The organism is Streptomyces sannanensis, assembly GCF_039536205.1.
Classification (GTDB): Bacteria; Actinomycetota; Actinomycetes; order Streptomycetales; family Streptomycetaceae; genus Streptomyces; species Streptomyces sannanensis.
This window is the reverse complement of record NZ_BAAAYL010000001.1, coordinates 6,647,414-6,670,701: the sequence shown is the minus strand read 5'-3', so window position 1 is coordinate 6,670,701 and position 23,288 is coordinate 6,647,414. Positions and strand designations below refer to the sequence as shown.

18 protein-coding genes and 1 pseudogene are annotated in these 23,288 nt (G+C 70.6%); 10 read left to right on the top strand and 9 right to left on the bottom strand.

From position 1 onward, the window contains the following. Positions 1-12 precede the first annotated feature (12 nt). Both modA and ABD858_RS31075 read left to right on the top strand, forming a co-directional pair. Entirely contained in the window at positions 13-822 is an 810-nt protein-coding gene (gene modA, locus ABD858_RS31080) for a molybdate ABC transporter substrate-binding protein (protein WP_345043809.1), read from the top strand. Between the two features lie 109 nt (positions 823-931). Continuing rightward, entirely contained in the window at positions 932-2,842 is a 1,911-nt protein-coding gene (locus tag ABD858_RS31075; protein ID WP_345043807.1) for an ABC transporter permease, read from the top strand. 7 nt (positions 2,843-2,849) lie between these two features. Here ABD858_RS31075 and ABD858_RS31070 read toward each other — a convergent pair whose 3' ends face one another. The 4 genes from ABD858_RS31070 to ABD858_RS31055 all read right to left on the bottom strand — a co-directional run bounded on the left by ABD858_RS31070 (position 2,850) and on the right by ABD858_RS31055 (position 6,986). Next, on the bottom strand, positions 2,850-3,446 hold the full coding sequence (locus ABD858_RS31070; protein WP_345045119.1) for a hypothetical protein: 597 nt from the start codon (positions 3,444-3,446) through the stop codon (positions 2,850-2,852). 197 nt (positions 3,447-3,643) lie between these two features. Next, complete coding sequence (locus ABD858_RS31065) at positions 3,644-4,453, bottom strand: ABC transporter permease (protein ID WP_345043804.1); 810 nt, start codon at positions 4,451-4,453, stop codon at positions 3,644-3,646. Between the two features lie 23 nt (positions 4,454-4,476). Further along, entirely contained in the window at positions 4,477-6,042 is a 1,566-nt protein-coding gene (locus ABD858_RS31060; protein ID WP_345043802.1) for an ABC transporter permease subunit, read from the bottom strand. Continuing rightward, a complete protein-coding gene (locus ABD858_RS31055; protein ID WP_345043799.1) occupies positions 6,039-6,986 on the bottom strand; it encodes an ABC transporter ATP-binding protein in 948 nt (315 codons plus the stop codon). The genes ABD858_RS31060 and ABD858_RS31055 overlap by 4 nt, the downstream gene beginning before the upstream one ends. 124 nt (positions 6,987-7,110) lie before the next feature. Between ABD858_RS31055 and ABD858_RS31050 the strand changes: the two genes are divergently transcribed. After that, positions 7,111-8,370, top strand: a complete 1,260-nt coding sequence (locus tag ABD858_RS31050; protein ID WP_345043797.1) for a sensor histidine kinase — start codon at positions 7,111-7,113, stop codon at positions 8,368-8,370. Further along, on the top strand, positions 8,367-9,044 hold the full coding sequence (locus ABD858_RS31045) for a response regulator transcription factor (RefSeq protein WP_345043794.1): 678 nt from the start codon (positions 8,367-8,369) through the stop codon (positions 9,042-9,044). The genes ABD858_RS31050 and ABD858_RS31045 overlap by 4 nt, the downstream gene beginning before the upstream one ends. A gap of 254 nt (positions 9,045-9,298) precedes the next feature. Here the strand turns inward: ABD858_RS31045 and ABD858_RS31040 are convergent, their stop codons facing one another. Beyond that, positions 9,299-11,860, bottom strand: coding sequence for an AMP-binding protein (locus tag ABD858_RS31040; RefSeq protein ID WP_345043791.1), 2,562 nt, complete (start codon positions 11,858-11,860; stop codon positions 9,299-9,301). A 147-nt stretch (positions 11,861-12,007) separates the two neighbouring features. On the opposite strand from ABD858_RS31040, the gene ABD858_RS31035 reads away from it, so the two are divergent. The 4 genes from ABD858_RS31035 to ABD858_RS31020 all read left to right on the top strand — a co-directional run bounded on the left by ABD858_RS31035 (position 12,008) and on the right by ABD858_RS31020 (position 17,104). Next, positions 12,008-13,018 carry an iron ABC transporter substrate-binding protein gene (locus ABD858_RS31035; RefSeq protein WP_345043788.1) on the top strand — a complete coding sequence of 337 codons (1,011 nt, stop codon included), beginning with the start codon at positions 12,008-12,010 and terminating at the stop codon, positions 13,016-13,018. A gap of 6 nt (positions 13,019-13,024) precedes the next feature. Further along, complete coding sequence (locus ABD858_RS31030; protein ID WP_425586281.1) at positions 13,025-14,608, top strand: ABC transporter permease; 1,584 nt, start codon at positions 13,025-13,027, stop codon at positions 14,606-14,608. Further along, entirely contained in the window at positions 14,605-15,642 is a 1,038-nt protein-coding gene (locus ABD858_RS31025; RefSeq protein WP_345043783.1) for an ABC transporter ATP-binding protein, read from the top strand. The genes ABD858_RS31030 and ABD858_RS31025 overlap by 4 nt, the downstream gene beginning before the upstream one ends. Before the next feature lie 85 nt (positions 15,643-15,727). Beyond that, on the top strand, positions 15,728-17,104 hold the full coding sequence (locus ABD858_RS31020) for an FAD-binding oxidoreductase (protein ID WP_345045031.1): 1,377 nt from the start codon (positions 15,728-15,730) through the stop codon (positions 17,102-17,104). Positions 17,105-17,326: 222 nt separating this feature from the next. Here the strand turns inward: ABD858_RS31020 and ABD858_RS31015 are convergent, their stop codons facing one another. Together ABD858_RS31015 and ABD858_RS31010 are read right to left on the bottom strand one after the other, a co-directional pair. After that, positions 17,327-18,334, bottom strand: coding sequence for an MASE1 domain-containing protein (locus ABD858_RS31015; protein WP_345043780.1), 1,008 nt, complete (start codon positions 18,332-18,334; stop codon positions 17,327-17,329). 35 nt (positions 18,335-18,369) lie between these two features. After that, complete coding sequence (locus ABD858_RS31010; protein WP_345043778.1) at positions 18,370-19,206, bottom strand: PP2C family protein-serine/threonine phosphatase; 837 nt, start codon at positions 19,204-19,206, stop codon at positions 18,370-18,372. Between the two features lie 158 nt (positions 19,207-19,364). On the opposite strand from ABD858_RS31010, the gene dnaK reads away from it, so the two are divergent. Both dnaK and ABD858_RS31000 read left to right on the top strand, forming a co-directional pair. Beyond that, a complete protein-coding gene (gene dnaK, locus ABD858_RS31005) occupies positions 19,365-21,218 on the top strand; it encodes a molecular chaperone DnaK (RefSeq protein WP_345043775.1) in 1,854 nt (617 codons plus the stop codon). Continuing rightward, a pseudogene (locus tag ABD858_RS31000) lies at positions 21,133-21,948 on the top strand (NAD(P)/FAD-dependent oxidoreductase); the annotation flags it as partial. The gene dnaK and the pseudogene ABD858_RS31000, both read left to right, overlap by 86 nt. Positions 21,949-22,079: 131 nt before the next feature. On the opposite strand, the gene ABD858_RS30995 reads toward ABD858_RS31000, so the two are convergent. Further along, entirely contained in the window at positions 22,080-22,256 is a 177-nt protein-coding gene (locus ABD858_RS30995; protein WP_345043772.1) for a hypothetical protein, read from the bottom strand. A gap of 39 nt (positions 22,257-22,295) precedes the next feature. Continuing rightward, a complete protein-coding gene (locus ABD858_RS30990) occupies positions 22,296-23,054 on the bottom strand; it encodes an SRPBCC family protein (RefSeq protein ID WP_345043769.1) in 759 nt (252 codons plus the stop codon). Positions 23,055-23,288: the final 234 nt, after the last annotated feature.

The following is a 23,288-nucleotide window of genomic DNA, read 5'->3' as shown; positions in this document are numbered from 1 at the left end:
CCAGGAGTCACCATGTCCCACGCCTTCAGCCGCCGCCGCGCCGCCGCCGCGGTCCTGACCGCCGCGCTGCTGGTTCCGCTGGCCGCGTGCGGCAGTGACGACGGCGAGAAGGACACGCCGAAGTCCACCGAGGACAGCGCGGCCTCCGTCCCGAAGGCCCAGCTGACCGTACTGGCCGCCGCCTCGCTCACCGATGTCTTCAAGACCGCGGGCGCCGCCTACGAGAAGGCCCATCCCGGCACGAAGATCACGTTCTCCTTCGCCGGGTCCCAGGAGCTGGTCGCCCAGGTCAAGCAGGGCGCCCCGGCCGACGCCCTGGTCACCGCGGACACCAGGAGCATCGACGGCGTGGGGGCCGAGCTCGCCGCCGACCCCACCGTCATCGCGAAGAACCGCCTGGTCGTCGCCACCGGCGAGGGCAACCCGAAGAAGATCGACGAGCTGAGGGATCTCGCCGACACCGAGCTCAAGGTCGTCCTGGCCGCGCCCGAGGTACCGGTCGGCAAGTACAGCCAGAAGATCCTGGACGCCCAGAAGATCGTCGTGAAGCCGGTCTCCCAGGAGCCGAACGTCCGGGCCGTGCTGAGCAAGGTGGAGCTCGGCGAGGCCGACGCGGGCCTGGTCTACAAGACGGACGCCGACAGCGCCCCTGAGAAGGTCGACGCGGTCGAGATTCCCGACGCGCAGAACGCGGTCGCCGAGTACCCTGCGGCCCCGCTGAAGGCGTCCAAGAACGCCGAGGCCGCCGCGGAGTTCGTGCGGTGGCTCAGCGGCCCCGAGGGCCAGAAGATCCTTCAGGACGCAGGCTTCCAGAAGCCGTAACCCGCCGAACCGCCGATGGGGTCCCCCCTGCTCGAGCGAAGCCGAGAGCTTGGGGGAGGGCGGCCCGCTCGCGGTTTCATCCGTACGACGCACGATCCCTGGAAACGCCATGAGACGCTCGCGACCGCGCCCTCCGCTCACGCTGGCACTGCCCGCGCTGCTCGCGATCGCGTTCCTGCTGCTGCCGCTGACCGGCATCCTGGTCCGCACGTCCTGGAGCGATCTGGCAGCCCATCTCACCAGCCCCGGCGTCGTCCAGGCGCTGAGACTGTCCCTGGTGGTCTCGTTCTGGTCGCTGGGTCTTTCGCTGCTGCTGGGCGTCCCGCTCGCCTGGCTGCTGGCCCGGGTTCCCTTTCCCGGCAAGGCACTTGTACGTTCCCTGGTACTGCTCCCCATGGTGCTGCCGCCGACCGTGGGCGGTGTAGCGCTGCTGCTCGGCTTCGGCCGCCGCGGGCTGCTCGGCCCGTGGCTGGAGGACACCTTCGGCATCACGCTGCCGTTCCACACCTCGGGCGCGGTGATGGCGTCCACGTTCGTGGCGATGCCGTTCCTGATCATCAGCCTCGAGGGGACCCTCGCCGGGCTGCGGCCCCGCTACGAGGAGACCGCGGCCTCGCTCGGCGCCTCCCCCGTGCGGGTCTTCTTCACCGTCACGCTGCCCATGGTCGCGCCCGGTCTCGCAGCCGGTGCCGCACTCACCTGGGCACGGGCGCTGGGCGAGTTCGGCGCCACCATCACCTTCGCGGGAAACCTGCCCGGCACCACGCAGACCCTGCCGCTCCAGGTCTATCTGCTCCTCCAGGAGCAGCCGGAGGCCGCCACCTCCGTCTCGCTGCTGCTGCTTGTCATCGCCATGGCCGTACTGGTCGCTCTGCGTGGACGCTGGACGGGCGTCTCCACGGACCGGCGGCAGCGTCCCGGACCGCAGACGGAGGGCGCCGAAACGCCGGCCGCACCGCCGGAGCCGCCCGCCGTTCCCCTCGAGCGCTGGCCGCTGCATGCCGACGTCACCGGCTTCAACCAGCTCGTCCTCGACGCCGAGCCCGGCACCACCATCGCCGTCGTGGGTCCCAACGGCGCCGGTAAGACCACCCTGCTGCGAGCCCTGCTCGGCCTCACCGACCGCGCGCACGCCCGGATCCGGCTCGGCGACGCCGATGTCACCGCGCTGCCTCCGCACCGGCGCGGAGTCGCCTGGGTGCCCCAGGACGGCGCACTGTTCCCGCATCTGAGCGCTCGCGCCAACACCGCGTACGGGCTGCGCAGTCAGGGGGTGCCTCGCGCCGAGGCCCGCCGCACCGCCCAGATGTGGCTCGACCGCCTCGGCGTCGGTCATCTGGCCGGCCGCAGGCCGGCCCAGCTCTCGGGTGGCCAGGCCCAGCGGGTCGCCCTGGCCCGCGCGCTGGCCGCCCGGCCCCGGCTGCTGCTGCTGGACGAGCCGCTCGCCGCCCTCGACCAGACCACGCGCGCCCAGGTGCGGCACATGCTGCGCGGCCACCTCGACGGATTCGGGGGTGTCTGTCTGATCGTCACCCACGACCCGGTGGAGGCCGTTTCCCTCGCGGACCGTGTGCTGGTGCTCGAGAACGGGCGTACGCTCCAGGACGCGCCGCCCGTCGAGGTCACCCGCCACCCCCGCTCCCCGTGGGTCGCCCGGATGCTGGGGCGCAACGCCTGGCCGGGCACCGCCACCGCCGACGGGCTCGCGCTTCCCGAGGGGGGACATCTCGCGGTGGCCGACCCGCTGCCCGAGGACACCGAGGCGCTGGCGATCATCGCCCCGGAGGCCGTGTCCGTCCACCGCGACAGGCCCACCGGCAGCCCCCGCAACGTCTGGCCGGGCACGGTCCGGGAGATCACCCCGGTCGGCAGCCGGCTGAGGGTCCTGATCACGTCGGAGCACTCCCCCGACCTCGTCGCCGAGATCACCATCGAGGCAGCCGCGGAACTGGGCCTCGGGGACGGGGTGGCCGTCTGGGCGAGCGTCAAGGCCACCGAGACGACGCTGGTGGCACTCTGAGACCCGCTCACGCGTCGCGCATCCGCAGCACCGGCCCTCCGCACAGGAGCGCCGCGGCGGCCCATGCCGCGAGCACGCCGAGCCCTGCCCATGGGCCGATGGGCCAGCCGGACGGATCGATGGTGGCCTGGACCGCCGGCCCTGCGTTCATCGGCGAGATCTGGAAGAGGCGCCGCTGCCAGTCCGGATCGGAGACCATGCGGATGGCGACCGGGAAGAGATAGATCAATCCCAGCGCGACCCCGATGGCCGCTGCGGAGTCCCGCACGGCGACGCTGATACCGAGGCCGAGCAGGGCGATCAGCGCGAGGTACAGGGCGGAGCCGACGGCCGCGCGGAGCGTCGGTCCGTCCGCCAGGCACAGAAGCGGCTGGCCAGGCCCGGACGTGAAGCCGCTCCCGGGCAGGACGATGCGACCGGCCAGCAGAGACCCGAGCACCGCGACGGTCCCCGCGGCGAGCGTCAGAGCGGTGAGGGGGCCTTGGCGGCGAGGACGGCGATGCGGCGCGTGGTCGCACTGCTGGTCGCCGAGGCGTGCAACATCGGCTGCACCCCCGTCATCGACCCGGGCGACGAGGCTCTGACCCGGGGCCGACTGGTGCACGTCGACCAGTACTACCTGCGCGCGCAGACCGGGCTTGTCGTACGTACCGCCGCATGTCCGGCACCTTCTTGCACCGCTATCTGCAGGGGTAGCGGTGCAAGGACCTGTGTGGGCCGTCACATACCTGCTATCGGTCCGCTCCCAGGAGCGTTGGCCGGCCCGAAGTGGCCACCGCGCTCCGGCCTGGATCGAGGCAGCTACACGTCACGCCTCTGAAGTAGCAGGCCCCCGGCCAGCATGGCGGACGCGGCCCACGCGGCGAGGGTGCCCAGGCCTGCCCATGGGCCGATGGGCAACCCGGGCAGATCGACGGTGGCTTGGACCGCGAGGCCGGCGGTCATCGGCGCGATCTGCTGAAGGTGGCGCTGCCACTCCGGATCGTGGACCACCTGGGTGATGACCGGGAAGAGGTAGAGCAGCCCGAGCACGATCCCGATGGCGGTCGCCGCCCCTCGCACCGCCGTCGCCACGCCGAGGGCGAGCAGGGCGATCAGGGCGAGGTAGAGGACCGAGCCCAGGGCCGCGCGCAGGGTCGGGCCGTCGGCCAGGGACAGCGGGGCGTAGCCGTGCGCCTCGGTGAATCCGTTGCCGGGCAGGATGTAGCGGCCGGCGAAGAGGGAGACCAGGACGGCGCCCGTCCCGGAGGCCAGGACGGCCGTGGTGATGACCGTCGCCTTGGCGGTGAGGACGGTGAGCCGGTTCGGCACCGCCGTGAGCGTGGTGCGGATCATCCCGGTTCCGTACTCGCCGCCAACGGCAAGGACCGCGAAGACGGTGATGACCGCCTGCCCGACAGTGACGCCGGTCAGGGCGAGCTTGACGGCGTCTTGGCCGCACCCCGTGTCCGGGCACTTCACGGCCTTGGCGGTGCCGCAGCCGACAGCCACGGTGAGCGCGACGGCGAGCAGGAGAAGTCTGCCGGCGTCCCCTGCGGTGCGCAGTTTCGTCCACTCCGCGCGCAGGGCTCGGCCGAGGTCCCCGCGCCAGGTGCCGTCCGCCGTGTTCATGAGTCGAGCGTTGCTCGGGAAACTCATACGTCCCTCCTGCGCAGCCGTACCACGGCCAGTCCGAAGCCGAGCGCGGCGTAACCGCACAGGACGGCGAAGCCGGCCCACGGTGCCAGCGGGTAGTAGCCGGTCGACGGCTCGTACACGCTGAGCACCTGCGCGTAGTGCGGCAGGGTCTGCTGGATGGCGAAACCCGCCGCCGGGGTTACCCGCAGGAGCCACTGGGAGACGTCCGGGGGCAAGACGCCGGAGGTGGCGAGCAGGAAGGGCAGCACGATCGACGCGATGACCAGGGCGACCGCCGTGGCGCTGCGCCGCAGGAGGGTGCCGACGCCGAGGGCGAGTACGGCGGCGGCCGCGCAGAGCAGGCCGGTGCCGGCCATGACGCGCAGTTCGGTCGCCGACGTGACGGGAAAGACATGGAAGCCTCTGCCGAGGGCGCTGCGTTCCCCGATGGGGACGGTGATCGCGGCGGCGACCAGGCCGATGGCGAACGCGATGCCCCCGGCCGTCAGCGCCTTGGCGCCAAGCACCCTGGCCCGCAGGGGAGTTGCTGCCATGGTCGTACGCAGCAGACCGCGCCGGTACTCGCCGGTGATGAACACCGTGCCCACGGCGATCACCACGATGAGCCCGGCGAACGTGCCGACAAGGAAGTTCTCGATGGAGAAGCCGCCGCCCATGACGGGCCCGCCGACGACCGGTGCGATGTCACCGGCCCCGGTCACGGTGAAGCCGCCGTCGCCGGTCTGGGTGAAGCCGCCCTTGAGGGTGTTCGTGTAGCTGCCGGAGGTGCCCGCGTCACCGCCCACCTGTGTGCCGCTCCACGCGCCCTGGGACCAGCCGCCGGTGACGCCAGGGGCGCCGAAGGTGCCGGTGGCCACGGCGGGGCTGAAGCCCGTGCCCGCCGCGGTGTCCTGCTTCGCCTCCGGTGACGTGGCGAAGAGCCCGGCGTGCACGGTGTGCGGAAGCCCGGGCAGCTTCACGCTGTCGATTTTGCTCCAGTGGGAGCCGTCGGTGGAGGCGTAACCAGTGAGACTGTCGCCGGAGCGGACCAGGCGCAGCCAGCGCGGGGACTCCTTGGAGACCTTGTTGGAAGGGCCCGCCGTGTCGTGGGTGTAGTCGTACTGCATGCGCACTCCGTGGCCGCCGGTGGCCACGACCGACACGTACGGGGATCCCTGGGTGAGGCTTTCCTTCACGATGATCCCGGCCTTGGCCCAGGGCTGGGCGCCGTTGGTCGGCTTGCCGCCAATCCCGGTGTCGGCCACACCGGTCAGGGACCGCAGGGGAACGGTGAGGGTGCCGTCGCCGGTGAGCTTCTTGTGGACGAAGTAGAAGCTGTCATTGACTGCCTCGCCGCCGGGGCCCTTCGGGTACGAGGCGGAGTCGGCGCCGCGTCCGCCGGGGGCGGGGGCGGCCGTGCCGAGCAGGCCGACCACGATCATCGCCAGGAGAGCCCCCACCATGGCGAGGACACAGCCGCGTACCGTACGGAACTTCGTCCACTCGGCGTGCAGTGTCCTGAGGAACCCGATCCGCTCAGCACGCTTCATGGCTGGGGGACGAGGGGTGGAGGTGGCGGTCATGGCGTAGCCTCCCCCGCCGGGATGCCCCGGTACTCCACCGCGTACCGGGTGAGCTCCATGTACGCCTCTTCGAGCGTCGCCCGATGTGCGGACACCTGCGAGAACGGCACCCCGTTCCGGGCGAGCAGGGCCACGACCTCCTCGTCGGGAAGGCCCGTGAGGCCGAGGGTGTCGGGGCCGGTGGCGACCACGGTGGCGCCCGCGGCCTGCAGGATCTGAGCCGCGCGCGGGGACGCCGAGGTACGCAGGACGACCCGGCCGCCGGACGCCTCGGCGAGCAGTTCGGACACGCTGGTGTCCGCGACGACCCGGCCGCGTCCGATCACCACGAGATGGTCCGCGGTGTCTTCGAGTTCGCTCATCAGGTGGCTGGAGACCAGGACGGCGCGGCCCTGCCGGGCAAGCGCTGCCAGGAAGCCGCGCATCCACACGATGCCGTCGGGGTCGAGGCCGTTGAACGGCTCGTCCAACATGACCACCGGCGGATCACCGAGCAGCGCCGCCGCGATCCCCAGGCGCTGACGCATACCGAGCGAGAAGCCGCCCGCCTTGCGCCGGGCAGCCGAGCCCAGGCCGGCCTGTTCGATGACCTCGTCCACCCGCCGGGCAGACACGCCCTGCGAGTGGGCCAGCCACAGCAGGTGGTTACGGGCGGTGCGGCTCGGCTGCAGCGCGGAAGCGTCGAGCAGTGCCCCCAGACACCGCAGCGGGCGACGCAAGGTGCGGTACGGCACCCCGCCGACCAAGGCCTTGCCCTCGTCAGCCGCGTCCAGGCCCAGGATGACGCGCATGGTGGTGGACTTTCCCGCACCATTCGGGCCGACGAAGCCGGTCACCCGTCCGGGGCGCACGGTGAACGTCATCCCGTCCAGAGCCAGCTGTGGCCCGAAGCGTTTACGCAGACCGATGACCTCGATCGTGGACTTCGTACTCTCATTGCTCATGGGGCCACCCTGAGACGGCACGGGTTACAGGAGCCGAACGGCCACTGTCATCTCGCTGTTAGGCACCTCGGCTTAACCTGGCCTGGTATGTGTCCTGGTGCGGTGACGAGAGGAGAGCAGGCGGATGAAAGGGGAGCTGCCCCGACGGCTCACGGGCCTGACCGCCCGGCTCGGCCTACGCCGTGGCACCGCCCGTGCCCGCTTCACCGCCTTGTATGTCGCCCTGTTCCTGCTGTCGGGAACGGCACTGCTCGCCATCGCGGCCGTGGCGGCATCCGGAGGATCAAGCTCCAGCCAGGCCGCACCCGACAACGGCACCGAGCAGCCCGCTACGCCGGCACAGGCCCAGGGACGTATCGAGGCACTGGAGCAGCAGCTGGCCCAGGCGCACGACACCCAGTCCCAGCAGATCCTGATCGGGTCCGCCATCGCGCTCGGCGTCATGGCGGTGGTCTCGGTCGGTCTCGGCTGGTTCGTCGCTGGCCGGGTGCTGCGCCCGCTGCGTGTGATGACGGTGGCCACCCGCCGGATCACCGCTGACAGCCTGCACGAACGCCTGGCGATCGACGGCCCCGGCGACGAGGTGAAGGACCTCGCCGACACCATCGACGACCTCCTCGGCCGCCTGGAGGGTTCCTTCGACGCCCAGCGCCTCTTCGTCGCCAACGCCTCCCACGAACTGCGCACCCCGCTCACCACGATGCGCGCCTCCCTGGACGTGGCCCTCGCCAAGCCGGGCCCCGTCCCCGAGACCACAGCCACCCTGGCCGCACGGATGCGCACCGAACTCGACCAGGTGGACCGGCTGCTGGAGAGCTTCCTCGTCCTGGCGCGCACCCAGCACGGCGAGTTCACCGACACGGGACGGCTCGCCCTCGGCCAGCTCGTGCTGACCGCCGTGGCCGGACGGGCCGAGGACATCGCAGCCAAGGGCCTGACGGTGCGGGAAAAGCGGATCGACGACTCCGCGTGGGTGTGGGGCAGCCGCACCCTTTTGCGCCGCGTGGCCGACAACGTGATCGACAACGCGATCACGCACAACGACTCTGGGGGCTGGATCGGCGTCGAAGTACGCGCCGAAGGGGGTGGAAGGGACGACGGAGGCACAGTGTCCCTTGTCGTCGAGTCCAGCGGACGGGTCCTCGACCAGTGGCGGGTGGCGGACCTCGCGCAGCCCTTCCGCCGCCTTGGCGCCGACCGGACCGGCACCGGCCGGGGCAGCGGCCTCGGCCTCTCCATCGTCGCGGCCATCGCGGAGGCCCACAGTGGCTCCCTGGAGCTGCGCGCCCGCCCCGACGGCGGCCTGCGCGTCGCCATCACCATCCCCCGGACGGACGACAGGGCGACAAAAGCCCCTGGCGCAGAGACGGACGTGGCGCGTTGAGAGTCCTGGTGGTCGAGGACGCCCGCGCCCTCGCCGAGGTCATCGCCGAGGGACTGCATGACCAGGGAATGGCCGTCGACGTGGCCCACGACGGGCTCGACGCCGCGGCCAAGCTGGACATCAACGCGTACGACGTCGTCGTGCTCGACCGTGACCTGCCAGGCATCCACGGCGACACCCTCTGCCAGATGATCACCGAGCGGGACGGCCGCGTGATGGTCCTGATGCTGACCGCCGCAGGCACGCCCGGTGACCGCGTCAGCGGCCTGACCCTGGGCGCCGACGACTATCTCGCCAAGCCCTTCCACTTCCCCGAACTCGTCCTGCGCATCCGCGCCCTGGCTCGCCGCCGCCCCGCCGCCCGGTCCCGCACCCTGAGCGCGGCGGGCATCGAACTCGACCCAATGCGCCGCACCGTCAGTCGCGACGGGCGCCAACTAGACCTCTCCGTCAAGGAATTCGCGGTACTCGAAGCCCTCCTGAGCGCAAGCCCTGCCTTCCTCAGCACGGAGGACCTCCTTGAGCAGGTCTGGGACGAACACGCCGACCCGTTCACAAACACCGTCACGGTGACCATCAGCCGCCTGCGTCGCAAACTCGGCGGCCCTCCGGTCATCGCCACCACGCCCGGCGTGGGGTACCGGATCATCGACCCAGTGGATCCACTCGACTGAGCAGCCGGCTGGGGCCGGCGGCCCGCGAGCCGAGGCCACGTCTGGGGTGGGGGCAGGGACCGGCCAGGAAGCCGGTCCGGTGTTGTCAGAGGCCTCCCGGAACAGGCGCCGGGAAGCGCGAAGGAGCCGACCAGCCTCTCCGCGCCAGCTCAGAGACCGTGATCAATCTCAGTGCCAACCACGTTTCCATTGATCCCCGGGGCCGGAAACAGGGCTGGTCGTGCCGGGCTCCCGCGGGACGGGAACGTTCCCGGTCAGCGGACCCGGACGGCCGGGGCCCGGAATCTGACGGTGTGCAGCCACCGCGTCGCGCGCGTCGCCATGGCCGCGTAGCCGACACCGAAGGCCAGTGAGGCGAGCAGCGCCACCACCGCGAACTGGCCCTCCAGTCGCGGGAACACCTGCCAGTGCGTGAGGTAGATGTACATCGAGCCGGTCGCCAGCACTCCGGCCACCCGGCTGAGCAGCCGGGGGCACGGCAGGCTCGGGACCCACACCAGCAGTGCGAACCCGGCGATGATCAGGACCTCACGCCAGGGCTCGTCCTGGAAGAAGCCGGGCACGGTGGCGACGGCTGCCACCGTCACGATCAGCCGCTGCCTCCACGAGGCGGCCTTCGCGGCGGCCCAGCCGAGTGCGAACAGCCAGGGGACGACGGCCGCGGAGGGCAGCCGGTCGTGGGCGCCGATGCCGAACAGGTCGTAGCGGGTGACCAGGCCGAGGCTCATGAGCGCCATCGGGAACCCGAAGGCGAACCGCTGCTGCAGGCGGTCCATCGCGGGTATGGCCAGCAGGGCCGCGACCGCGACCAGGATGTAGAGCAGGGCCTCGATGAACCAGAAGTGGGGCGTCCCGCCGTCCGGCCGGCCCACGACGGTCTCGTACAGGAGGAGGGTGGCAATGGTGTACTCGTCGGTGAGGAGCCGCACCAGCGCTATCCAGACCACGCTGGGTACGGCGATGCCGGCGATGCTGCGCCACAGATGCCGGATGCGGTCGCGGTGTTCCTCCGAGGTGAGGTGGAAGCGGGCGAAGTTGAACCCGGCCACCGCCAGCAGCAGATGGGCTCCGCCCTTGATGCCGAAGAGGTGGATGTGCGAGCCGACGATCAGGACGATCGAGACGGCGCGCAGGACGACACCGGTCTCGACGGTGCGGCGGCGACATGACCGCGCCGGCCGTGGGGCGGGTTCGAGTTCGCGGATGGGGAGCGTGTGCCAGTCGGCGGGCAGATGGCCGAGGGTCTCTTCGAGCCGCAGGGACATCTCGACATAGCTGAGCGAGTCGCCGCCGAGGCCGACGAAGCTGCTGTCCTCCGTGACATCCGTGCGGTCGAGGATCTCGGCGTAGAGCCGGCACAGGTCCACGGGGTCCGAGCCGGCCGCCGGGCCGGCCTGCTCATGCCGGGTGCCGGGCGTGTCGTCGTGGGTGAGTTCGCGTACGGCGCGGTAGTCGGGCTTTCCCGAGGCAAGTCGGGGCAGTTCGGTGAGTACGAGGACACGTATCGCGCTCGGCGGCAGGCCGCACTCGGCGGCGACCAGGCGGCGGATGTGCGTGGCGTCCGCGTCCCCGGTGACGGCCACGACGAGTTCGTCGTCGGCGCCCAGGCAGCAGGCGGGGATGCCGTGCCGTTCGAGCATGGTTTCCACCTGCTGCGGGTCGACGCGCAGGCCGAGGATCTTGGCGAAACTGCTGCGCCTGCCGATGACTTCGTACAGCCCGTCGTCGGCGCGGCGGGCGATGTCGCCGGTGGGGAGTTCCTCGACGGTACGGCCCAGGCGGAGATCGGACGGGCTTTCGGCGTAGCCGAGCATGACGTTGGGGCCGGTGTACACCAGCTCTCCGGTGTCACGGCCGGGCCAGTCGGGGTGAGGGTCGAGACGGAACGAGCCGCCGGGGACGGGGATGCCGATGGCCTCGGGACGTGACGCGGCGAGCTCCGGCGGCAGATAGGCCATGCGGGCCGTCGCCTCCGTCTGCCCGTACATCACGAACAAGTCTCTTCCGTCGCGGAGTCCGCGCTCCGCGAACCGGGCCACCCGTTCGGGGGCCAGTCGGCCGCCGGCCTGGGTGATGTACCGCAGGTGCGGCAGCCGCATGCCGTCGAAGCCGACCCGGTCGAGCAGGTCGAAGGTGTAGGGGACACCGGCGAATGACGTGCCCCGGCCGGCCCGGAAGAGGTCCCAGAAGCAGGTGTCGGCCACCGAGAGACCGGTGAGTACCAGTCCCGCTCCGCGCAGCAGATGGCTGTTGATGACGGAGAGGCCGTAGCAGTAGTGCATCGGCAGTGTCGTCGCCGCACGGTCGCTGTCGCGTATGCCCAGGTACATGGCTATGGACTCGGCATTGGCCTGGAGGTTGTCATGCGACAGCCGGACCAGCTTGGGGGAACCGGTCGAGCCCGAAGTGCTCAGCAGCAGGGCGAGATCGGGGTGGAGCGTGTGTGCGGACGTGACGCGCCGTTCGTCGATCACCCACTCGCCGTCGTCCGGGCGGGCGACAACGTCCGGGTCGTAGGCGGCCGTCAGTGACCGGAGGGCTTCGTCGTTGCCGCCCGGGACCAGGAGCACGGGATGACCCGCGGACAGCGCGGCGAGATAGACGACCAGGGCTTCGGGGTCGTTGGCCCCGGCGAGCAGCACAAGTCGCCGCTCGGTGCCCAGTTTCCGGGCGGTGGCCTCCACACGGGCGGCGAGCTCTCGGTAGGTCATCGTGCCGTCGGAGGTGATGACGGCCGTTCGGTCACCGTGGTCCGCCAGATCTCTGGCAAAGGGGACGGTGCCGATGGCGGGACACAGGTCGTGGTGGTGCTTCACGGGCGCATCTTAAGTAAGCCTAACCTACATGTGAAGTCACGATTCAGCCTCCGGAGCGTTACCAGGCCGCTATACACGCGCACTTGACCATTAGGTTAGCTTTACCTTATCTATACGGTGTTCATACGTTCTCCGGAAGGCATCTCCATGCGACGCCCCCTGGCCCGCACGGTCACCGCGCTCACCGCGGCGGCCCTGCTCCTCCCCGCCCTCGCGGCCTGCAGCAGCGAGCCGGCCGGACTGGTCATCTACTCCGGCCGCAACGAGAATCTCGTCGGGCCGCTCATCGAGAAGATGGAGAAGTCTGTCGGCACCACCATCGAGGTCCGCTACGGCGACAGCGCCGAACTCTCGGCGCAGCTCCTCGAAGAGGGCGACAAGACCGAGGCGGGCCTGTTCCTCTCACAGGACGCCGGAGCGCTCGGCGCGCTTTCCAACGAAGGCCGTCTGACCCCGCTGCCCCAGGCGACCCTCGACAAGGTCGACCCGGCGTACCGCAGCGCTGCCGATGACTGGGCCGGTGTCAGCGGGCGCGCACGCGTCCTCGCGTACAACCCCAAGAAGGTGGCCACGCCCCCGGACAGCGTCCATGACCTGGTGAAGCCGGAGTGGAAGGGCAAGATCGCCTACGCCCCCACCAATGCCTCCTTCCAGGCGTTCGTCACCGGCATGCGCGTCCTCGAGGGCGATGACACCACCCGCACCTGGCTGAAGGGCCTGAAGGCCAACGCCGAACCGTACGAGAAGAACAACGAGGTGCTCGAGGCCGTCGACTCCGGCAAGGCATCCCTCGGCCTGCTCAACCACTACTACTGGTACGAGAAGGTCGCCGAGGAGGGCAAGGACAAGGTCAAGGCCAGGATCCACTTCCTGCCCGGCGGCGACCCCGGCGCCCTGGTCAACGTGGCGGGTGTGGGGATCGTCAAGAGTTCCGAGCAGAACAAGTACGCCCGGAAGGCGGTGGACTTCCTGCTCTCCGAGGAGGCCCAGCACTACTTCGCCGACGAGACCAAGGAGTATCCGCTGGCCTCGGGCGTGAAGAGCAAGACCGAGGACCTGCCGCCGCTGGAGTCCCTCCAGGCTCCCAGGATCGACCTCGGCAAGCTCGACTCGCTCAAGGACACCCTGGCCATGCTCCAGGACGTCGGAATGGTCTGATCCCTCGTGCGTACACCGGATTCCCCCGTCCGGCAGGGCCGAACCCCCCGCCCGGCAGGCGCCGTTGCGCCGACCGGGCGGGGGCGCGCCGGAAGCAGACCCTCCTGGGTCCTCCTCGTACCCGCGTGCGCGGCCGCCGTGCTGGCGGTGCTGCCGCTCGGCTATCTCGCCGTACGCGCCTTCGAACACGGCCCCGGCCACGCCTGGGACATCGTCGCCGACGAGCGCACCGTCCTGCTGCTCGGCCGCAGCCTCGGGCTCACCGCCGTCGTCGTGTCCGCCTGCCTGGTGCTCGGCGTGTCCCTGGCCTGGCTGACCGTGCGCACCGCGCTGCCCGGGGCCCGCGCCTGGTCCGTACTGGTCACCCTGCCGCTCGCCGTGCCCAGTTATGTGGCCGCGTTCGCCTGGCTGTCCGTGGACCTCGCCGGCTTCACCGGCTCTGCGCTCGCCCTCACCATGGTGAGCTTCCCGTACGTCTATCTGCCGGTCGCCGCCGCGCTGCGCGGCACCGACCCCGCGCAGGAGGAGGTGGCCCGCTCACTGGGACTCGGCCCCGTGCGTACGTTCCTGCGCGTCACCCTTCCGCAATTGCGACCCGCGGCGGCCGGCGGCGGACTGCTGGTCGCGCTGTATGTGATCTCCGACTTCGGCGCGGTCTCCCTGATGCGGTTCGACACCTTCACCCGCGGCATCTACACCTCGTACCGGGCCAGTTTCGACCGCACCCCGGCCGCCGCGCTCAGCGCCGTCCTCGTCATCATGACCGTCGCCCTGGTCGCCGGGGAGGCACGCACCCGCGGCCGCGCCGGCCATGCCAGGACCGGTACGGGCACCGCCCGCCCCGCCGCCCCCGCCCCGCTCGGCCGGCTGCGCATCCCCGCCCTGGCGTGGTGCTCCGCCGTCACCGCCGTGGCCGTCGCGTTCCCCATCGGGACTCTCGGCTACTGGCTGGCCGTCGGCTCCTCCGCCACCTGGGACCCCGCCGCGCTGGCCGACACCGCGTCCACCACGCTCGGCGTCGCCGCCGCCGGAGCCGCGCTCACCACCCTCCTCGCCCTGCCCGTCGGCGTCATCGCCGCACGGTACCGGGGACGGATCGCGCACCTGCTGGAACAGGCCGCCTACGCGGGCCACGCCGTGCCCGGCATCACCGTCGCGCTCGCCCTGGTGTTCTTCGCGGTCCGTTACGCCTATCCGCTCTACCAGCAACTCCCCCTGCTGGTCTGCGCCTACGCGGTCCTCTTCCTCCCCGTCGCGGTGGCCGCCACCCGCGCCGCCGTCCTCCAGGCCCCGCCCGTGCTGGAGGACGTCGCCCGCTCCCTCGGCCGTACGCCCCTGCGCGTACTGCGCGAGGTCACCGTGCCGCTCGCCGCACCCGGGGTCGCCGCCGGGGCCGCGTTGACCTTCGTGGTCTGCATGAAGGAACTCCCCGCCACCCTGCTGCTGCGCCCCACCGGCATGGACACCCTCGCCACCCGCCTGTGGACGGAGACAGGCGCCGGGTCGTACGCGGCTGCCGCCCCCTACGCCGCCGCGCTGATCCTGCTCGCCGCCGTCCCCTCCTACCTCCTCGGGAGACACCGGACATGACAGACCTTCGGATCGAGGGCCTGGCCAAGGCCTACGGCCCCGGCTCGGCCGTCCTCGACGGACTCGACCTCACCGTCCCCGGCGGTGCCCTGGCCGCCGTACTCGGCTCGTCCGGCTGCGGCAAGACCACCATGCTGCGCATCATCGCCGGTTTCCTGCGCGCCGACGCCGGCACCGTCACGGTCGGCGGCCGCACCCTCGTCGCCCCCGGCGTGCACCTCGCGCCGGAGCGCCGACGCATCGGCATCGTCCCGCAGGAGGGCGCGCTCTTCCCGCACTTGAGTGTCGCCCGCAACGTCGCCTTCGGGATCACCGGACTCGACCGGGACGAACGGCGCCGCCGTACGGAGGAGATGCTGGACCTGGTGGGGCTGACCGGATACGGCGACCGGATGCCGCACGAACTCTCCGGCGGCCAGCAGCAGCGCATCGCCCTGGCCCGCGCCCTCGCCCCGCAACCCGCCCTGGTCCTGCTCGACGAACCCTTCAACGCCCTCGACAGCGCCCTGCGCACAGGCGTGCGCGCCGATGTCCGCGCCGCCCTGCGCGCCACCGGAGCCACCGCGGTCCTGGTCACCCACGACCAGCAGGAGGCCATGTCCACCGCGGACCTCGTCGCTGTCGTCCGGGGCGGCAGAGTCGCCCAGTGCGGCACCCCCCAGGAGGTCTACCGGCGCCCCGCCGACCCCTGGGTGGCCGGCTTCGTCGGTGACGCGGTCCTGGTCGCCGGCACGGCCGAGAACGGCACCGCCACCACTCCCCTGGGCCCGGTCCCCCTTGCCGCCGGTGTGACCGCACCGCGTGCGGGCACGGTACTGCTGCGCCCCGAACAGCTCCACCTCACCGACCCGGCGTCAGCCGGCGCGCGCGGCACGGTGACCGACGTCTGCTTCTACGGCCATGACGCGATGGTCACCGTGGCCGTCGACGGCCTGGACACCCCGGTCGACGTCCGCGTGGCCGGCCCGGTCCCGGTACGCCCCGGAGAGCAGACCGGTATCCGGGTCACCGGGGAGGCGACGCTCCACGGGTGACGGTCGCGGGATCGCGGCCCCACCGTAGGCCGCGCGTACGCTGAGAGGAGCGGATGCGCGGGCGAGGACGGCGGCGATCATGGCAATGACGACCGCACTGGACGGCCGGGCCCTCGCGCGGCTGCGCGAGGCGGTACATGGAGAGATCGTCCTGCCGGGCGACGCCGACTACGACGAGGCCCGCAAGGTCTACAACGCTATGCACGACAGACGGCCTGCCCTTGTCGTCCGCGCGGCGGACGTGGCCGACGTCATCGCCGGCGTGAACTTCGCCCGGGACCGGGAACTGCTGCTCGCGGTGCGCGGCGGCGGTCACAGCATCCCCGGCCACGGCACCTGCGACCGCGGACTGGTACTGGACCTGGGCCGGCTGCGCGGTATCCGCGTCGACCCCGAGACGCACCGGGCGCGGGCCGAGGGCGGCTGCACCTGGGCCGGCCTCGATCACGCGGGCCATGCCTTCGGCCTGGCCGTCACCGGCGGTGTGGTCTCCTCCACGGGCATCGCCGGACTCACCCTGGGCGGCGGACTGGGCCATCTGAATCGCCGCTACGGTCTGGCCTGCGACAGCCTGGTGTCCGCGGATGTCGTCCTGGCCGACGGCACCTTCACGACATGCTCGGACGACCGCGCCCCCGACCTGATGTGGGCCCTGCGCGGCGGCGGAGGCAACTTCGGGGTCGTCACGTCGTTCGAGTACCAGCTGCACCCGGTGGACAGCGTCTTCGGCGGGCCCACGTTCTACCCGCCCGAGGCGGACGTGATGCGCGCCTACCGTGAGCTGATCGCCGAGCATGACGAGAACCTGGGCGTCCTGCTCGCGGTGCTGCTCGGCCCGCAGGTCCCGTTCCTCCCGAAGCAGTGGCACGGGCGGCCGCTGATCGCGGTGATCACCTGCTGGACGGGGCCGCTGCAGGACGACGAGCGGATCCGCGCCCGGCTCGGCGAACTGGGCCCGGTGCTGGGCCAGTTCATGGACCGTATCCCGTATCCGGTCATCAACACCCTCTTCGACGAGCAATTGCCGCCCGGGCTCCACCACTACTGGAAGGGCCACTTCAGCCGCCGGCTGACGGACGGGGCCATTGATGTGCACCTCCGCTTCGGCGAGACGCTGCCCAGCCCGGAGAGCGTGACCATGGTCTTCCCGGTCGACGGCGCCTGCCATGTCCAGGGTCCGAAGGACACCGCCTTCGCCTACCGCGACGCGAACTTCGCCACCGCGCTCGGGCCGAGCTTCCCGAACGGGGCGGACCGCGAGGCCAACATCGCCTGGACCCGCGCGTACTCGGCGGCCCTGGAGCCGCACTCCGAAGAGGGCGGCTACGTCAACTTCATGGATGTGGACGACCAGCACCGCGTCCGGATCAACTACCGGCACAACTACGACCGCCTGGTCGAGGTCAAGCGCCGCTACGACCCGGCGAACCTGTTCCGGCTGAACCACAACATCGCGCCGTGAGCGCGACACCCCTAGCGCTGTGACCGGAAAGGTTCACCGGCTCGCGACGCCCGGCACGGCACCTCGCTGCGTTGTCACATCGCGCGAGTACGGCCTAGTACGAGCTGCGATGCTCCGCCTTGCGATGCACCGCACCTGGGGGGCACCCCCAGCGGTAGCTGGGGGAGGTAGCTGGGGGAGCCGCGAGCTTCCCGGCAAACCTTTCCGGCCACAGCACTAGCACTAGCGGTCGCCTTCTCGCCCTTCGTCGTCCTCGGGCGGCGGCCACTCGTACGTAGACGGACGCGGCTCCGCATGGGCCACCATCTCGGCGAGCCGTGCGCAGATCCGCTTGATCTCCTCATGGGTGTGGTCCCGCTCGGTGATGACCGCCGCGAGCAGCAGCGCCGTCAGCGCCGTGACGCCGTTGAAGGCCTGGAGCGTGACCATGTTGACGAAGAGGGCCTGATCGGCGAACGGGCCGACTCGGCGGACGGCGGCAAAAATCGCCAGCGTCGACACGGCCAACGCGCAGGGCGCGGCTCCGGGCAGCCGGAAGCGGAACGCGGCCCAGATCAAGAACGGGGAGACAAGGAAGAGCAGGGAAGCACTGCGGCCGCTCGTCGCCAGGACCGTGACGGCGAGGGTGCTCACCAGAAGCGCCGCCGCCTCGGCCCACCGGCGTCGTCCGGCGTGCGGGGGCCAGTGGGCCCTGCGGAGGACGAGGAGAAACGGTGTGACCACGAGTACGCCCATCGCGTCACCCGTCCACCACACCGACCACGTCTGCCAGAAGTCGCCTGGCGGCACCGCACCGGCGAGCGCCAGTGCGCCGCTGCCCACGGTCGCGCTGATCAGCATCCCGCCCAGGGCTCCGAGGGAGACCAGGGCCAGCGCGTCCCGTAGCCGGTCCAGCTCGTTGTGGAAGCCCGCACGTCGCAGCAGCAGAAAGGCGCAGACCGGTGCGACGGTGTTCCCCGCGACGATGGCCGGCACGGCGAGGACCGGCTCGAAGGGGGCGTTGACGAGCAGCGCACCGAGCATGATTCCCGGCCAGATCCGCAGACCGAGGACGAGCAAGGCGGCCAGCGCCACACCGGTCGGCGGCCACAGTGGTGTGACCTGGCCGCGCACCACTTGCTGAAGGAGCCCCAGTCTGCCGGCTCCGTAGTAGACGGCGGCCACGACGAGGCTCCACAGTGCGGCTGCGGCCCAGCGCCTGATGTCCTCGTGACGCACCACAGCAGTCATTGGCCCAGCCTATATTTCGCCATGACTCGGACATATCACCAGTCCTGCCGTCCCGGTATGCCGTCGTAGCGGGCAACGAGGACGGCGGCATCGTCACTGTGCCCCGTCAGATCGGCCACTTTGATCACTGCGGCGGCCAGGTCATCGGGATTCGTGTCGTATCCGGCGCGCACCAGCCGGGCCACCTCTGACAGCCCCTCCTCCATGGGGTAGCACGGTCCTTCCACGACTCCGTCGGTGAACAGGACCAGGGAGCCCGGCTCCGTCAACCGTCGGCGGGTCACCGGATACCGCTCGCCGGGCAGGATCCCGAGAGGCGGGCCACCATGATCGAGAGTGATGCTCGAACGGCCGTCGGCGCCGGCCCAGACCAGCGGAAGATGACCGGCCCGGGAGAGGACGAGGTCGCCGCTGGACGGGTCGAAGCGGAGAAAACAGCAGGTCGCGAAGAGGCCGAAGCCCATCGAGAGCAGCAGGTCATTGGCGTGGCTCAACACCTCGCCCGGATCCGTCGCGGTGCGGGCCAGTGCCCGCAGGCTCGTACGCACCTGCCCCATGAAGGCCACGGCTTCCATGTCATGGCCCTGTACGTCGCCGATGGCGATGCCGACCGACCCGTCCGTCATCAGGAATGCGTCGTACCAGTCGCCGCCGACGTCCAGGCCGTCCTGCGAGGGCGCGTACCGGGCCGCGATCCGCAGGCCGGGCAGTTGCGGCAGCTCCTGCGGCAGCAGGTGCCTCTGCAGGGCCATGGCCAGCTCCACCCGAGCCCGCTGGAGCTTGATCCGCTCCACGGCCTGGTCGACGAGCCGCCCGAGGGTGTTCAGGAGATCCTGTGCATTGTCGGGCGAATCGGTGCGGTGATCGGGCATGACCGCTCCAGTGGATTCCTTCGTGCCCCTACCTCACCTTACGGCGCGAGGCCGAGATCCGACGGCCGGGCAGTCCGGCCGCGCCCCTGACGAGGACATCTTGACAGGCGCAGGGACACGATTTATCCAGAAATGGACCACAGGCTGAGGAGATGACCATGGCACGTCCGGTGGGTATCGATCTCGGAACGACGAACTCGGTCGTCAGCATTCTGGAGGGCGGCGAGCCCACAGTCGTCACCAATACCGAGGGCGCCCGGACCACTCCGTCGGTGGTCGGTTTCGCCAAGAGCGGTGACGTACTCGTGGGTGAGGTCGCCAAGCGGCAGGCCGTGACCAACGTCGACCGCACCGCACGGTCGGTCAAGCGTCACATGGGCGAGGCTCAGTGGCGTTTCCCGGACAGCGGCACCATCGACGGCAAGCGCTACACGGCGCAGGAGATCTCCGCACGGGTGCTTCAAAAACTCAAGCGGGACGCCGAGGCGTATCTCGGCGAGGACGTGACGGACGCGGTCATCACCGTCCCGGCGTACTTCAACGACTCCCAGCGCACCGCGACCAAGGAGGCCGGGGAGATCGCGGGCCTGAACGTCCTGCGGATCATCAACGAGCCGACCGCCGCGGCGCTCGCCTACGGGCTGGACAAGGAGAACGACCAGACCATCCTCGTGTTCGACCTCGGTGGCGGCACCTTCGACGTCTCACTGCTGGAAATCGGCGAGGGACTGGTCGAGGTCAAGGCCACCAACGGCGATACGCACCTGGGCGGCGACGACTGGGACCAGCGGATCGTCGACCATCTGGTCAAACAGTTCAAGAACGCGTACGGCGTCGACCTGTCCAAGGACAAGATGGCCACGCAGCGGCTCCGGGAGGCCGCCGAGAAGGCGAAGATCGAACTGTCGGCCGCGAGCGAGACGACGATCAACCTGCCCTACATCACGGCGTCCGCCGAGGGCCCGCTGCACCTGGAGGAGAAGCTCACCCGTGCCCAGTTCCAGCAGCTGACCGCGGACCTGCTCGAGCGCTGCAAGGCCCCGTTCCACAACGCGATCAAGGACGCGGGGATCAAGGTCTCCGACGTCAACCATGTGATCCTGGTGGGCGGCTCGACCCGCATGCCCGCGGTGACCGAGCTCGTCAAGGGTCTGACCGGCAAAGACCCGCACAAGGGTGTGAACCCGGACGAGGTCGTCGCCATCGGCGCCACCCTCCAGGCCGGTGTCCTCAAGGGTGAGGTCAAGGACGTCCTGCTCCTCGACGTCACCCCGCTGTCCCTCGGTATCGAGACCAAGGGCGGCATCATGACCAAGCTGATCGAGCGCAACACCACGATCCCGACCAAGCGTTCCGAGATCTTCACCACGGCCGAGGACAACCAGCCGTCCGTGCAGATCCAGGTCTACCAGGGCGAGCGTGAGATCGCGGCGTACAACAAGAAGCTCGGCATGTTCGAGCTGACCGGTCTGCCGCCGGCCCCGCGCGGTGTCCCGCAGATCGAGGTGTCCTTCGACATCGACGCCAACGGCATCATGCACGTGACCGCCAAGGACCTGGGCACGGGCAAGGAGCAGAAGATGACCGTCACCGGCGGCTCCTCGCTGCCGAAGGACGAGGTCAACCGGATGCGCGAGGAGGCCGAGAAGTACGCGGAGGAGGACCACCGCCGCCGCGAGGCAGCCGAGACCCGCAACCAGGGCGAGCAGCTCGTCTACCAGACCGAGAAGTTCCTCAAGGACAACGAGGACAAGGTCCCGGCCGAGGTGAAGACCGAGGTCGAGACCGCGGTCGCCGAGCTGAAGGAGAAGCTCAAGGGCGAGGACACCGCCGAGATCCGCACCGCCACCGAGAAGGTCGCCGCCGTCTCGCAGAAGCTGGGCCAGGCCATGTACGCCGACGCCCAGGCCCGCTCGACCGGGGCCGGTGCCCCTGGTGCCCGGGCCGCGGAGGACGAAGTCGTCGACGCCGAGATCGTGGACGACGAGAACACGAAGGGCGGCGAGGGGTGAATCGCCCGTCGTGCGGCGCGTGCCACCGCGAGCCGTCGTCGCGCTCGAGCTGGCACGCACCGGCCGCCGGGTCGTTGTCGTGGACAAGTCGGGCAGTGCCGGGCATGGATCGACCAGTGCCTCAAGCGCGATCGTCCACTTCGACTTCTCCACCTGGGACGGCGTTGCCACGGCCTGGGAGGCCGCCCACATCTGGAGCGACTGGGACTCGCACCTGGGCCACGGCGGCGCCGGCACCCTGGCGAGGTTCCGGCGGACCGGAGCCGTGCTGCTCGACTCCCCCGTGTCCCGTATCTCGACCGTGGTCGATTAGTTCGACCGGATCGGTGTGCCGTACGAGCGCTGGGACGCTGCGACGCTGCGGAGCCGCCTCCCTGGCATCGACCCTGGCCGGTACTGGCCCCCGAAGCCGGTGCGCGACGAGTCGTTCTTCGCCGAACCCCGGGGCGAACTGGGCGCCCTGTTCACGCCTGACGCCGGATTCGTCGACGATCCCCAGTTGGCCGCGCAGAACTTGGCCGACGCGGCGGCCCGACTGAGTACACGCTTCCTGTTCCATCGCACCGTCGTCGGTGTCGACCGGCGCGCAGGGAGGGTCTCCGCCGTCCGGCTCGCCGACGGCAGCCGGATCACGACCCCGGTCGTGGTCAACGCTGCCGGTCCGTGGTCGGGCCGCTTCAACCGTACGGCAGGAGTCGGCGGCGACTTCACCGTCGGCGTGCGTCCACTACGCCAGGAGGTCCATCAGGCCGCCGCACCCGGTGGCTACGGATCCGGCTCCGGTGACGCCCTCGGCCCGGTGATCGCCGACCCGATCTCGGCATCTGCATGCGTACGGCCGCAGGTGGGGCGGTGCTCCTGTTATCTGCAGCCGCTGAGCTGCTTCGCATGGAGCATGGACAGGAACATGGGCAGCTTCTCCACGGCCTTCTTGGCCACGTATGCCACCTGCACGGTGTCCTGTATGTGGTTCTTGACGACGAGCTTGTACTCGCCGTCCTCGAGGACGAGCTCTGCGCTGTACAGCACGGTGTCCATGGGGTCTTCCGGGGGGTCGGGGGTCGACAGGTGTTTCGTTCAAGCAGAGGGCCGGGTGACGGCCTTGTCCAGCCAGGCGCTCCAGGCCCGCGTGGCCGACTCCTCGTCGACATGGCCGGCGAAGATGTGGTGTCCCGCCCAGATGGGCCAGTTCCAGGTGCTGCCGTTGAAGAACCGGTAGAGGGCGTCGCTCGTGCGCAGGCCCAGGAAGTCGGCGGTCAGGTAGTCGACCACCGCGCTCTGCGGCCCGCCGAGGGCGTCATCGAGGCGGATCTTGACGCCGTCACCGACGGCGACGCCGTCGGGCAGCCCGAGGTGGCGGCGCAGGGAGGCGAAGTCGCCCGGGTCGGAGGTCGGTTCGGGCCGGGAGGCACGGACATAGGCGGCCGTGCGGCCGGCGAAGTGCGTCAGGTACTCGGCGAGGCTGTGCTGGTAGAAGTCCACGTGCTTCTCGGCCGCGTCGGACTTGGTGTCCCAGTTGGCGTCGGGGACGCCCTCGTGCACCCAGTGGATGCTCATCCGCAGGTGGGACCTGTCGCCGCCGTCCTGTTCGTCGACGAGGTAGGTGAGCGTGTTCGAGAAGCCGGTGTCGTCCGCATAGCGGCAGACGAACCGGTGCGGCGGCTCCCAGGCCAACACCGTGGAGGGCCCCCGGGACACGGTCCCCCCGACGCGGGGCTCCACGTCCATGGGGTACAACCAGCCCACGTTGCCGTCGCGGGTCGCGACCGCCTTCCAGACCTGCTCGGGGGCGGCGGGCAGGTCCTGTTCGCGTTCTACCTTGAATTCCGTGGCCATGGACGAACGTCTCCTTCTCGGAAAGGTGTCGGGAGTCAGTAGGTGAGGGGAAGTGCCCGCCGTCGGCGCTGCAGCGGGTTGGTGTGCCAGGTGAGCGGCGTGCCGTCGTCCAGACGCAGTCGCGGGAACCGGCGCAGGACGGTGCCGATGGCGATCGGGGTGCCGCAGCAGGGCCAGCGTCCCGTTGCCGATCAGGTGGGTGCTGGTCTCGTCGCCTGCGGTGATGAGCATGAA